This window comes from Flavobacterium sp. 270, assembly GCF_004368785.1.
Lineage (GTDB): Bacteria > Bacteroidota > Bacteroidia > Flavobacteriales > Flavobacteriaceae > Flavobacterium.
This window is the reverse complement of sequence record NZ_SODM01000003.1, coordinates 622,002-636,498: the sequence shown is the minus strand read 5'-3', so window position 1 is coordinate 636,498 and position 14,497 is coordinate 622,002. Positions and strand designations below refer to the sequence as shown.

At 35.0% G+C, this 14,497-nt stretch carries 5 protein-coding genes; all 5 read right to left on the bottom strand.

Translation table 11 applies throughout. The features are described 5' to 3' along the window. Window positions 1-107: 107 nt before the first annotated feature. Window positions 108-4,844 (bottom strand): T9SS-translocated chitinase ChiA, encoded by a 4,737-nt coding sequence (gene chiA / locus EV144_RS14280; protein ID WP_134149814.1) that lies wholly within the window; start codon window positions 4,842-4,844, stop codon window positions 108-110. 501 nt (window positions 4,845-5,345) lie between these two features. Next, on the bottom strand, window positions 5,346-7,412 hold the full coding sequence (locus EV144_RS14275) for a beta-N-acetylhexosaminidase (RefSeq protein WP_134149812.1): 2,067 nt from the start codon (window positions 7,410-7,412) through the stop codon (window positions 5,346-5,348). A gap of 156 nt (window positions 7,413-7,568) precedes the next feature. After that, complete coding sequence (nagB, locus tag EV144_RS14270) at window positions 7,569-9,506, bottom strand: glucosamine-6-phosphate deaminase (protein ID WP_134149965.1); 1,938 nt, start codon at window positions 9,504-9,506, stop codon at window positions 7,569-7,571. A gap of 109 nt (window positions 9,507-9,615) precedes the next feature. Beyond that, window positions 9,616-11,199 carry a RagB/SusD family nutrient uptake outer membrane protein gene (locus EV144_RS14265; RefSeq protein ID WP_134149810.1) on the bottom strand — a complete coding sequence of 528 codons (1,584 nt, stop codon included), beginning with the start codon at window positions 11,197-11,199 and terminating at the stop codon, window positions 9,616-9,618. 11 nt (window positions 11,200-11,210) lie between these two features. Continuing rightward, entirely contained in the window at window positions 11,211-14,246 is a 3,036-nt protein-coding gene (locus EV144_RS14260; RefSeq protein WP_134149809.1) for a SusC/RagA family TonB-linked outer membrane protein, read from the bottom strand. Window positions 14,247-14,497 lie beyond the last annotated feature (251 nt).

The window sequence follows — 14,497 nt, the reverse complement described above, 5'->3', positions numbered from 1 at the left end:
TGCATTTTATTCGAAACTAAAAACTAGATTAAAAAATAAATAACCAAACTCAATTTTAACCTTTTCCAATTTTTATATTTCAAAATTGTATTCAAAAGAATCAAACTTTAATTTAAAAAGTTCGACACTTTTAATGATTTTTTGTTTCCTGATTTATCGGTTACGATAACTATAAACAATTGTTTTTTAGAGAAATTCTGATTTTGAAGCAGTATTTCTTTATTATTTTGAATGTTTCTATGACTTACTAAAGCTTGTCCAATTGTATTGAATACATCAACCTGAGCAATATCTTCTGTTTCGTTTGAAACGGACAACGCATCATTTTTAAAATATGCTATTGTTGCGTTTTGTGGTTCAATTTTATCCAGAGCTAATGTTTTTGCCGTTGCTCCTTGTCCCGCAAAATATGCTGCATACGCTTTAGATAATTCAGATGAATTACCACAAGAAGAAGCGTCCCAGTTTACAGACCAAGTCATTAAACCTCTTAAAGAAGGATAAGGTCCGCCTGGCTGCATCGTGTACGTTCTTCCAGAAAAAGTGGTTCCGGTTCTTAAATAATGCATGGCACTAATTCCTTCTGCCGGCGTTATATAACCGCTTCCTGCTGCACTTGGACAAGCTGGTAATGCAATAAGAACTTTTGAGGCCGGTAAACCATCAAAATGCATTCCTGTTGAAGCAATGTTATATCCTTTTATTACCATATCTGTTAAGGCTGTTACCATGTTTGCTCTTTTAGCAGAACCATAATACTGACCGTCTAATCCGTTTTCTCCTCCTGTATTATACAATTGTACCGCTAACAAATCCAATTCGTTACGTAAGTTTTGAATGATTGGCAGGAAAGAACCAAAAGTATCCGTATAGGTAGAATATCCTCCTTGTACGTATTGTGTTTCTGGAGCTGCTGTTAATAAAAATCCTGTTCCGTAATACGCTTTTAATTCTTTGCAGGCATCTACTATGTTTTTTAATCTTGGATAAGCAGAGATTCCCGCATAAGAAATATCTCTTAAATTTCCTGCACTAAAATTCATCGATCCGCCTTCAAAATCTAAATCAACTCCATCAAATTGATACTCGTCAATAATGGCTTTTAAACCATTAACAAAAATATTTTTCTGATTTACATTATCTAAAACAACATGACCATTTTGACCTCCGATAGAGATAATAACAGGAACACCGCTGTCTCTTAAGGATTTGATATCATTTTTCAACAATTGTTTATTGAAAACACCATTGGTCAAATATCTGTTATCATTTGTAGTTAGTATTGGTGTATAACCATCACGATTTACTGTTTCTACGAAAGAATAATCAACTACATTAAACTTGCTTCCAACCATTTGAGAAAAATATAAAAATGGAGCACCAGCATTTTCCCAAGAGTGAGCATATCCTAAAATTACTTTTGAAGGAAGTGGAATAAATCTATTAGTGCTCACTGGAGCAATTTTAATAGTATTGTTTAATGTCGTTACAGCAGCTTTATTATCGGTTGCTTTGATTACAACTGGATAATCCTGATAAGCAGATGGTGTAAAATTATACGTATAAGTATTATTTGTACCTGCTGTCATATTAAAAGTACCTCCATTAATTGTAATTGTAACACCAGAAACAGATCCGTCACTATCCACAGCTGTAACTGAAATTGGCACAACTTGGAAAGAACTTTGATTTACAGTAGTATTCGATGGTGAATTCCAAGTAATTACAGGCACTGCATTTGGGCAATTTGCACCTGAACAAGTTAATGTAAAACTATATGTTTTTGAATCTGTTGTTCCGTTTGATGCAGTAGCCGTAACGGTTAAGGTATGACTAGCCGAAAATTGATTGGCAACTGGTGTCCAACCTGCAGTATATGTTCCCGAAGAATTGGCAGCACTCAAGTTTTGTCCGTCTAAACTAAATACAACAGATGAGATTGTAGTGGCATCGGCAGCACTTAATCCAACACTTGCAACAAAATTAATTGCTGCTCCTAAATTTATAGCAATCGCCGAAGCTGTTGGCGCTGTAATGGCAACAACTGGCTTAGTTGCAACCACCGCTTGTCTATTAAAATTATAAACCGTTGGCGTTGTCGGCACTGCAAAGTTGGCTAAGTTATTTGGATAATAAGTAGCTTCTCCATTTTCCCAAGAATTTAGTTTTAAACTTAAAATCTGCGTATAACCTGCTACAACTGAATTATCAAAAGTGTAATTTCCTGATGCATCTGTTGTTGCGAGAACACTTTTCCAGTTGTGTGTATTATCTGTCCAAGGTAAAACGATTTCTACTTTTGCACCAGAAACCGGAGTTGTTCCATTTTTAACGGATCCGCTGATTAAGTTTGTTACAGCAGCCAAAGCACTTTTTGCTGTAGAGCTTGTATTAAAATTGTAAACTGTTGGATTTGCAGGAACTGCAAAGTTTGCCAGATTATTAGGGAAATAAGCTGTTTCACCATTTTCCCAACTATTCAATTTTAAACTTGTAACGGTTGTATATCCTGCCACAACTGAATTATCAAAACTGTATTTTCCTTGTGCATCTGTTATTGCGATTACACTTTTCCAGTTGTGTGTGTTATCTGTCCAAGGTAAAACTAATTCTACTTTTGCGCCAGAAACTGGTGTTGAACCATTTTTAACTGTTCCGCTGATTTTACTTGAAGTTACCACAACATTCTGCGTAAAGCTTAATGTTTTGTTTGAAGTAAGATTCGTGTAAACTGTAGAAGCTGGTGTAAAAGTCTGCCCTGTTAAAGATGCTGTTACCGTATAATTGGCTCCTGCTGGCAAACTTAATGTATAAGCACCGCTTGCATTTGTAACTCCTGTAATATTTCCTGCTGTAGCAGCTGCTGTAACTGTAACTCCAGAAACTGGTGTTGTGTTGTTTAAAACAGTGCCGCTTACAGTGTAATATACAATTGGTGCAGTTTGCGTAAAATTCAATGTTTTGTTAGCACTTATTGAATTATAAACTGTTGATGCCGGCAAATATGAGAATCCTGATTTTGCAGCTGTAACTGTAAAATCTAATCCTGCTGTTAGACCTGAAACTGTATAAACGCCGCTTGCATTAGAAACCGCAGTTAAAACCGTTGATCCTGATGTTGCTGCAACTGTTACTCCAGAAACTGGAGTTGATCCGTCCAGAATAGTTCCGCTTACTGTATATAAAGGCTGTGTTCCGTTTATAACCACGTTTGTCTGATTTACTGTTACGTTTGTCAAACTTACCGGAATAAAAGTATACGTAGCTTTTGAAGCTGTTACGGTATAATTTTGTCCAGAAGTTAAACTATTGAATGTAAAATTACCTGTTGCCGAAACTATGGTTTGTAAAACAACATTGCTTGCATTACGTAATTCTACTGTAACATCGGTAACTAAATTTGTACCGTTTTTTGCAGCACCAGAAATACTTACTGTTCCAGGAACAACGCTTCCAAAAGAAGTATCGACTTGGGTTAATAATGAATTCGGGATTGAACCTCTTGTGTCTTGAGATAATTCCCAAACCATACCTCCGGCAAGATTTTTTGATTTAATATACTGCACTTTTAAATCCATTGATTGTTTATCCTCATAAGAGATAAACTGTTTTAAAGTGGCATTATACAAATAAGGAACTTTTGTCGTATTGTCAAAATATCTTACCCATCCTGCACTTGCTGCACTTGGAGTAACAAGCATTGTGTTTGGATCTAAATAAGCGTGTGAATTTGTAACTGGATTTCCGACTAAATCGCAAATTTCAATACTTCCAGATTTTTCGCATGCTGCGGGACCATCCCAGGTTCCTGTTGGGTTTTGCGGATTTGTACATCCCGGAACTACATCTCTTGGTGCAGAAACGAATAATCCGTTGGTTGAATTTGTGGCAACATGATCGAATTTTTTTCCATAGAAAGGCAATCCCATGATTAATTTATTCGCAGGAAAACCAACAACGTTTAAATATTGATTGGTTAATTCGTCTAATGATTCTGATTGTGCAGCTCCGTATAATGGATCATTTGGATTGCCGCTTGCATATAATGGTGCATTGTAGCAGGTTTTGTCGTACCAGTTTCCTCCAAAATCATATCCAAAATAAGTAATGTAATCGCAATAAGTAGAAATGTCTTCTGTCATTCCGTATTGCGCTCTGTTGTTTGGCCCTAAATATTGAGAACCAACTTTACGAACGTTATTTCCGGCTGCAATTGTGATTAATTTATTTGGCATTGTCTGACGCATTGCTTTCAATAAATACACTAAATTTTTGTTGTCATCCGGACTGTACTTTTGCGGAGGAATTGGTGCTCCGTTAATTACTTCTGTACCGTCTGTTCCTCCAGAAAGAGGATATTCCCAATCGATGTCAAAACCATCGATAAAAGGATAAGTTACAATAAAGTTTGCCATATCTGCTGCCAAAGCTGCTCTTGCTACAGGACTTGCAGCAATTGGAGACAGATCCTGACCTTTTGTCCATCCTCCAACAGAAATTAAAACTTTTAGATGCGGGTATTTTTCTTTAAGCTTTTTCAAGTCATAAAAATTCCCTTTTACGGGAGCATCCCACGGAATTCCGCCTTCCATATGCTCAAAATCAGCATAGGTATCCAAACATTTCAATTTTGTATTCTCCGGATGGGCAGGATCATACGTTGTCCCATAAAAAGAATAATTCAAATGCGTCAATTTACTTCCGTCTATCTTAGGGACATTAAAATCCCGTGCATAAATAGACCATTGCGCATAGTAACCCACTACTTTTTTCCCGTGAGCCGGTTGTGCTAACGCGAGTAAGGGAAACAGTAACAAAAAGAGCAATCTGTAATAATGTTTCATGTTTAATTAATATTGGTTAATAGAAAAATAAATATTCCGATTAGGATCAACTACATACTGAAACAGTACATAAAAAAACAATAACCGGGATTCAATCAACTGCAGATAGAAAACACTGCAACTGCTGGACTAATTCATATTACTTCTATAAATAAATATTACTATTACTGATTGTGCCATATCAATAGGAAATAGTATGATTGATATTTATGTATAATTTCTTTTAAAAAATTGTAATAAATAAAAAAGATAAATTTGGGGTAACTCATCAATCTAAATTCTACTTTTTGTCATGTTTATTGTATTCTTTTATTTGGTTTTTAAGGATTAATACTATTTTTTGTACTTGTGGAACGTGTTTTTATACGATTTAAAATCGATTGGTAATTTTCTCGCCAAAATTATCTCTACCAGAATGCTCCAATAGAGATAAACATTATTAACTCTAAATAATAATATGATGGCGATTCATTATACTAACCTAATTTAAACCAAAACTCTTTATATCAATTTCTTTAAACTGGTGTAAACTGCTAACTCTACATCTGCGTGATCTTTTGTGTTGCAGTCTTCGATTAATTTTTTCAAATCGTCTGGTTTCAAAGTCGATTTATTGTCTAAAACAAGCAGCAATTCTTTTGATGCATCGTTTAGTTTTTTAGACAGGGGCAAAACTGGCTGTACTAAAGGTGCATTTGCGCTTAACTCGTTTAATTCTGTATTAATTGTTATCCATTTATTTAAATAAGCGGCAACTTTTGCTTTATTTTCTGGTGTTTTAGCTGCTAAATATTGGCTTACAGCATCATTAAATCCTAAAGCATCTTTGGCGTCTGGTGTACAAGCATCTGCAAATAATGTAAATGGAGAGTACATTTGATATTCTGTGCCGCCTTTGTTACGTGTGTATCCTTTTAATGGTTCGCAAACGTTACTAAACTCATCAAGTGGTACAATATTTTGATTGTTGGCAATGTTTCTTAAAATCACTGCTTTATTACGAATATGGGTTAATCCTAATTCTTCTAATCTAAAAGAAACTTCATCCAGACGTTTGCGCATGCTGGCTAAATCTGTAATGTCTTCTGCCGACCAAAGTCTTTCTGCAATCGCTGCTGTTCTTGGCCAAACTCTGGAATCTATAGTTGCTTCTGTTGTAAGTTCTGTCCACATTGTAGCTTCTCCTCCTAAGATTCTTGCTTTTTCTTCTGCTGTTAATGTCGCACCTTTTGGCATCGGATCATTTAAATAATGACTTGCGACCGGATACATCAAATCAATATAATACCCGTTTGACAATACTGTTTTGTATCCTTTTTTTACCGCATCTACCAATGACTGCCCAGCAACCATACCTTCGTTTGCTCCTCTCCAAGAATGAATTATTGCTTCTTTAGACATATTTTTGGTTAGAATTTCTTCCCAGCCCATCAATTGTTTACCGTGTTTTTTAAGCATTGGTACTAACTGCATGGTAAAATAAGTCTGCAATTCGTGGTTTGTCGCCAGATTGTTTTTCTTTTTAAAGGCCTGAATTTTTGGGTTTGCATCCCAGTCCTTGCCTTCATTTTCATCTCCCCCGATATGAAAATAAGCGCCTGGGAATAAAGGGCAAGCCTCATCAAAAATCTCACTTAATAATTGATATGTTTTAGGATTTGAAGGATCTAATGTCGGCGAAAAAATACCTGCATTTCTTTCAATTCCATAGGTAGTAATTGCTGTACCTTGAATATTTTTTTCTGAAGTTCCACCTGTCAGCGTGATCAATTTGCTTCCTATTTCCGGATATGCGGTTAATATAGCAGATCCGTGACCGGGAACGTCTATTTCCGGAACGATTAAAATACCGCGCTCGTCTGCATATTTTACGATATTTCTAATTTCCTCTTGCGTATAATACAATCCATCCGAAGCCAAATCTATTAGTTTTGGATGTTTTTTCATTTCGATTCTCCAGCCTTGATCATCAACCAAATGCCAGTGAAAAACATTCATTTTCATCGCAGCCAATCCGTCGATATTTCTTTTGATAACATCAACCGGCTGAAAATGTCTCGAAGCATCGATCATTAAACCTCTCCATGTAAATCTTGGAAAATCTGAGATTTGCGATATTGGAAAATAAAATGAATTGTTATTGTTTTGCAGCATTTGCAACAAGGTTTCAAGCCCGTGTAAAGCGCCTAAATCACTTGTAGCATTTATTGTAATTTTGTTTGTTTTGATGTCCAGATGATAACTTTCGTCTTCATATAAACCAATTTTTCCGCTTTGGGTACAATTTATCTGAAGTTCTGCATCTGGAACTTCATTTAATTTTGAAATAAAACCTTGTACGAAAAAAATACCTGTTCTACCATCAAGCCGGCGCAAAAAACGAGTTACTCCTCCAAAAATTCTTGGATTTGGGTTTCCGGTAATGTTTACTTTAAAGTTTTTATTTAAAGCAAAATTTCCGTCGTTTACAACAACACTTTGAGGCCAGGGCATAAGGTTTAGCTCTTCTTTTTTAATTTGAGCTCCAGCCGTTACACCCGCTAATAGTAGTACAAATAGGTATTTCATTTTTAATGGCGTTGAAAAATATTATCTCCGGTGATAATATTAAAATTTATAAAAAAACAAAACTCAGAATGGTTTCTTTTGAACCTCACTTCTCGCTATAAAATCAATCTGAATTTTGTTGTTGATTCGTTTTAAACCGAATCAAAAAATTAATTTTTAGTAATCAAAACGTTTAAAAGCTTCGATTGCTTCGTATTCTGCCAATCCTAAATCATCGTAAAGAATTGCGGTGTTTTTATTACGGTCTTCTGCCCTAACCCAGAATTCTCTAGAGTCATTTCCTTGAAACATAACTCTGTCTTTCTGAGACTGGTGGTACAAAATTGCGTGTCTTTTTAATAATACTTCTGAAGGACTTAACGGTACAGCCATATCAATTTCGTGAATGTCCCATTCGTGCCAAGCACCTCTGTACAGCCATAACCAGCAATCATCCATATACGGTTGAGATTTTAACTCTCCCATTGCAGCAAATATAGCATTTAGACACACTTCATGCGTCCCGTGTGGATCAGCAAGATCTCCTGCAGCAAAAACCTGATGTGGTTTTATTTTGGCAATAATGTCTTTTACAATTGCAATATCTTCTGCTCCTAGCGGGTTTTTCTTCACTTGTCCTGTTTCATAAAAAGGAAGGTCTAAGAAATGTGTGTTTTCATCTTTTAAACCTATGTATCTTGTTGCTGCATAAGATTCTCTTCTTCGGATAAGTCCTTTTAATTTTCGAACTTCTAAAGAATCTATTTGATTTTCTGATTTGTTATTCAAAAACTTAATTACAGATTTGAAATCAATATCTGCTGCGCCATTACCAATAAAATCGCTTCCTACTTCGGCAAATTTTAATGCTTCATCATCAGTAACTGCAATATTTCCAGAGGTTTGATATACTACGTGTACATCGTGGCCTTGTTTTATCAATTTTGAAAAAGTTCCTCCCATAGAAATTACGTCATCGTCTGGGTGCGGACTAAAAAGTATTACTCTTTTTTTGGCTGGATTGGCTCTTTCCGGACGGTGTGAATCGTCTGTGTTTGGTTTTCCGCCTGGCCATCCAGTAATGGTATGCTGCAAAATATTAAACATATTAATGTTTAAGTCATAGGCAGAACCTTCTTGTGCCAAAAGATCAGACATTCCGTTATTGTTGTAATCTCTGTCTGTTAATTTTAAAATAGATTGTTTTGTTTTTTGGCATAACCAAACAATCGCTTTGCTTTTTAATTCTGATGTCCACAAACATTCTCCAACTAACCAAGGTGTTTTAAAACGGGTTAATTCTACAGCTGCTGACTGGTCTAAAACAAATGTTGTATTAGAATGATTTTGTAAAAATGTTGCCGGAACTTCTGAACTGATATCACCTTGAATGGTTCTTTTGATGATGTCGGCTTTGTTTTGCCCCCAAGCCATTAATACGATTCTTTTTGATCTTAAAATGGTAGAAACTCCCATTGTGATCGCTCTTTTAGGCACATTATCTATTCCATTAAAATCTGACGATGCATCTACTCTTGTAATGTGGTCTAATGTAATAATTCTAGTTCCTGAATTGATGTGCGAACCTGGCTCATTAAAACCTACGTGACCCGTACGACCAATTCCTAATAATTGAAAATCAAGACCTCCTGCATTTTTAATATTCATTTCGTAGTCTATGCAGTATTGATTTAATTCGTCTATTGCGATAGTACCATCCGGAATGTTTACATTTTCTGGTTTGATATCAATATGATTAAAAAGATGCTGGTGCATGAAATAATGATAGCTCTGATTGTTTTCTTTTGTCATCGGATAATATTCATCCAGATTAAAAGTAACTACATTGCTAAAACTCAAGCCTTCTTCTTTGTGCATTCTCACTAATTCTTCGTATACTTTTATAGGAGAAGAACCTGTTGCTAAACCTAGTACACAAGATTTACCTTTTTCTTGTTTAGATCTAATCAATTGAGCGATTTCCTGCGCTACAATTATTGAAGCTTCTGCAGAACTTTTGAAGATTTCGTTGTGAATTTTCTCAAATCTGGTTTCTTCAAATTTTCCTGCGCTTTTATAACTGATATCAGGTTTTATTTCTAAAGCACTTTTCATTTCTTTTCTTTTTATAGTATTTACCATTTTGGTTTTTGAAATGGTACAAGCAACTCGCATTACTTGTACCATTTACTAACCAAACTTATATTCTTTTTTTTCTTTCTTATTAGAAATTCGGAGCAGTTGTGTCCCACCAAAGTCTAGTTGCTCCTGTATCAGGACCTCCTAATTTAGAAACTCCAGAATCTACACCTGCTTTATTGTTTGCAATCTCTGTTTGCACAAAGTTGATTCTTCTTACTCCAAGTGCTGTAGAAATTTTTCCTCCACTTGTGTTAAGAACTACAGGGAACAATTTTGGATATCCTGTTCTTCTGTAATCAGACCAAGCTTCTTGTCCTTCTGGGAAACCAGCAATCCATTTTTGAGTAATAATTTTTTGCAATTTTACTTCGTTAGTTGCCGCAGCATCCCAAGCAATTGTTACATTATTTACCGGTGCTGCATTGTTTACTGGAAAACCAGGATCTGTATATGCTACTGGTAATTTTACATTGTCTGCAATATAAACCGCTGCTCCTGAAGCTCCTCTTTGATCAAATGAAGTCTGAATACCTAATTCGTAGAATGTTTTTGCATCACCACCCATGTTCCATCCTCTTAATGCTCCTTCAGCTCTTAAGAAATAAGCTTCTGCAGTTGTCATTAAATAGATTTCTTTTGATCTTACAACAGAACCGATACCAGAAAAGTCCTGGTGATCTCCTTTTCCTCCAATTGCAATACCGGTACGGATACCTTTGTATTGCCCCGGAAACTGAACTGATGTATCAAAATAAGCTGCGATTCTAGGGTCATTATATCCTTTTAGGATAGACTCCATATCTGCAGACATACGAATGTCTAACCAAGAACCACTAATTGTAGCGATAGGATTTGTAAAGTCTGGAGATACAATTTTAAATGCGTCTGCATTAGTAGTCATTACTCCAAATTTTTGTGCGATTGCTTTTTCAGCCTGTGCTTTAGCTACGTCTGGTTTTATTTTTACAATACGCATTGCTAATCTTAAACGTAATGTATTAGCAAATTTTACCCATTGTTTGTAATCTCCTTTGTAACCTGATAAATCTGTGCTTGCAAAAACTGTCGCTTCTCCTGCATCTACTCTTTTTGTTAATTCGGTAACAGCAATATCTAATTCAGCAAACATTTGGTTGTAAACCTCTTCTTGAGAATCGTAAAGAATTGGTGCTTCTTTACCATATTGAGAATAGATAATAGGTCCAAAAATGTCTGTAACTCTGTGCATTCCTTCTACTTTTATGATAAGAGAAAGTGCATAAAACTGATCGTATTTACCTTTTGTTTTGTTTGCAATATCGTATGCATTAAACATTACGTTAGGATAAGCATTACTCCAGATAGCACCGTTCCATCCGTCAACTAAATCGTAAGTAGTATTGTTACTTCCTGATCTAAAACCAGTTGGCGTAGCCATATAACCCGACCAAACATCACTGTTTAAGTTTTGTTGTAATTGGTATTGATCTTCTCTTTGATTACCTAAAACCTGAATGTTGTTAAACATCGGAGCAAATCCTCCTTTGATGTGATTAAAATCCTGCTCTAACTGCTCTTGACTAAAGCCGTTAGGATTGGTGTTTATATCCTCAAAATTATCTGTACAACCTACTGCAGCAAGTAATGAAATACAGACAGCTGTTGTTTTTATATTTTTTAATTTCATTTTGTTTAAATTTAGAAAGTTACATTTAAATTAAGACCGATACTTCTAGTAGATGGTAAACCATAAATATCAACACCTTGCAAGCCTTCTCCTGTACTTAATCCGATATTTGGATCAAATGGAGCGTCTTTATAAATAAAGAATAAGTTTCTGGCAATTAATGAAATACTAGCTGTTTGAAAAACAGGAAGTTTTTTAGGATTAAAAGTATATCCTACAGATATTTCTCTTACACTTACATTAGTAGCATTGTAAACATATTCGCCTGTAATTCCGTCTCTTCCTCCAACTGTTTTGTAATATTGTTTTGCATCCATAGTAGTAACCGGAGTACCGTCAGGCATAATTGCGTTTATTGCAACTCCTCCTGCATTTCTAGCATCTCCTGTAGCTTTAGAAACTCCAAAATAATCATTTTGTGCTTGAGTCATACTCATTACTTCACCACCAAAACGTCCGTCAATTAAAACATTAGCAAAGAAAGGACCTACTTTAAAAGAGTTAGAAAAACCTAACATGAAATCTGGATTTGAGTTTCCAACTTCAACAAACTCTGATCCGTTATTTTGAAGATTTCCGTCTGCATTTAATAAAATTCTGCCTTGAGCATCTTTCAAAATTGTTTTACCCATGATAACTCCAAACGGTCTTCCTTCAACTAAAGAGTATTGGTAGTTGTTTACTCCTGGATCTGTAAGGTTAACTCTTCCTCCTAATGAATCTGGAAGTTCTTTTACTTTATTTTTGTTTTGAGAGAAGTTTACAGAAGTATCCCATGAGAATTTATCGTTTCTAACAATTCCTGCATTTACTACGATCTCAAAACCTTTATTTTCAATACTTCCTGCATTAAATCCGTAGAATTTAACTCCTTCTGGATTTCCTTCTGGAGCGATAACTTGTAAATATTGATTTTTTGTTTCAGAGCTGTAGTAAGAAAGTTCAAAACCTAATCTGTTGTTAAACAATCTCCACTCTGTACCAAATTCGTATTCTGATTTTAATTCTGGTTTTAAAGTAGTTCCTCTTTGTACTCCAACCTGAGGTTGTGTACCTGGAATGTTAGGAAGGAAATAATTTACAGGACTTGTTACGAAAGCAGAAACGTCGTTACCAACCTGAGCATAAGTTGCTCTAACTTTAGCAAAGTTAATTGCTTCTGGCATTGTAAACATTTCGCTAAGAATACCTGTTAAACCAACAGATGGGTAAAAATATCCTGCGCTGTCTGTGTTAACCAATGTAGATGACCAGTCATTTCTAGCTGCAAGATCTAAATATAACATTTCTTTATATCCAAAAGTTGTAGTTGCAAATACAGATTGTACTTCTCTTTTAGAATCAATTGTTTGGTAGTTTCCTGTATTGTTTACAAAATTATGAAGTGTAAACCAGTTAGCAAGTGTTAATCCTCCACCGATTCCAGAATCTAAAATTGTTTTTTGATTTGATAATGTGTTTGTTATACTAGTACCAACGTTTGCAGTAAATGATAAATCGTCTGTAAACTTTGTATTGATTGTAGCGATTAAATCTGCATAACGCTGTGTGCTTAAAGAATTTTCGTTAATATATCTACCATTTGCGTTAGATAAAGTTCCTTGAGTTGTAGCGAATATTTTTTTATCAAAAGTACTTTCAATTCTATTATAACTGTATCTTGAAGCAATTGTTAACCAGTTATTTGCTTTGTAAGAAGCAGTTATTGCACCATTAAAAAAATTATTTGTGTCTTCAGATTTATTTCTGTTGATTGCCCAATATGGGTTTTGCATAATATCTCTGTTTGTCATCCAGTTTTGAGCCATTAAGTTTCTGTTTGGATCAAAAATTTCGAAGTTATTCTTGTAGAATTCGAAATCATTTCCTCTTGGCATTAAATAAACACCTGTTAGAGGATTGAAATAAAGACCATTTACTGGTTTATTAGCAATAGATTGAGTTGTGTAGTTTGCATTTACACCCATTACCAATTTATCATTAAAAAACTTAGCAGTCTGACGAATACCAAAATTGTTTTTCTTAATACTGTTACCCGGAATAATTCCTGTTCCAGATGTATTAGCATAAGATAATGCTGTAGAAGAATTAGCAGATGCCGTAGAATATCCTAAAGACGTAATTTGTGTAGTTCCTGTATTAAAGAAATCTTTTACGTGATCTTTAGTTTTTTGTTTCGCTCCCCAAGTTTCATCTTCACCTACATTAGCAATATAATCTGTTTGAAATTTTGGTAAATAAGCTGCAGTTTCAAAAGTAGTTACAGATGAAGCCGTAAGACTTGATTTTCCTTCTTTAGCTTTTTTAGATGAAAGTAAAATTACTCCGTTTGCTCCTTGAGAACCGTACAATACAGAAGCTGCTGCTCCTTTAAGAACTGTCATTCCTTCGTAATCATCAGGATTTACTAATGAGATAGCATCTCCACCATCACGGTTACCTCCAGATAAACTACCAAATGTATCATTTGGCTGTCCTGAACCTGTGTTCAACATTGGGATACCATCGATAACATATAAAGGCTGATTGTTTGTTACTGAGGAGTTACCACGGATAACTACTTTTGTAGATCCACCAGTACCACCAGCACTTTTTGTTACAGCAACACCGGCAATTTTACCCGCAATTGTGTTAATAACGTTGGCATCTTTTACACGTGTAAGCTCTTCTCCTTTAAGTTCCTGAGCTGCGTATGTTAAAGATTTTCTTGATTTCTTAATACCTAACGAAGTTACTACAACTTCATTTAATGCATTTGATGCTGCTGGCTGCATTTTTACATTAATTGTAGCCGCATCACCTACAACTATAGTTTGTGTTTCTAGACCAACATAGGTAAAAACTAATGTTTGTCCTTTCTGTGCCTCAATTGCATACAATCCGTCGAAATCTGTAGAAGTTCCTTTTTGACCTCCCTGCACAGCAACAGATGCCCCTGGCAACGGCATCCCATCAGAATCTGTAATCACACCTTTGACATTTTTTACTTGTGCAAGCGAAACCTGCGCCGTAAAAACAATCATAAAGATTAAGAAAATTTTTTTCATGTTTTATTTATTTTGTTAGTTATGACGTAAAATTATTCTTAAGGTATTGTTAAAAAAAATAAATTATACAAACGGCTTTAAAGTTTAAACAAACGACATAAATCATTCAATAATGCGTTGTACGAAAACGTTTTCAAATTAATATATTTCCGACTTTTCGTTATTATTCCGAATTATATTCAACAAATTAGCTAATTCACTAAACAATGCAAAAATTCAACAACCCCTTTAAAGACAATCACTTATAGACT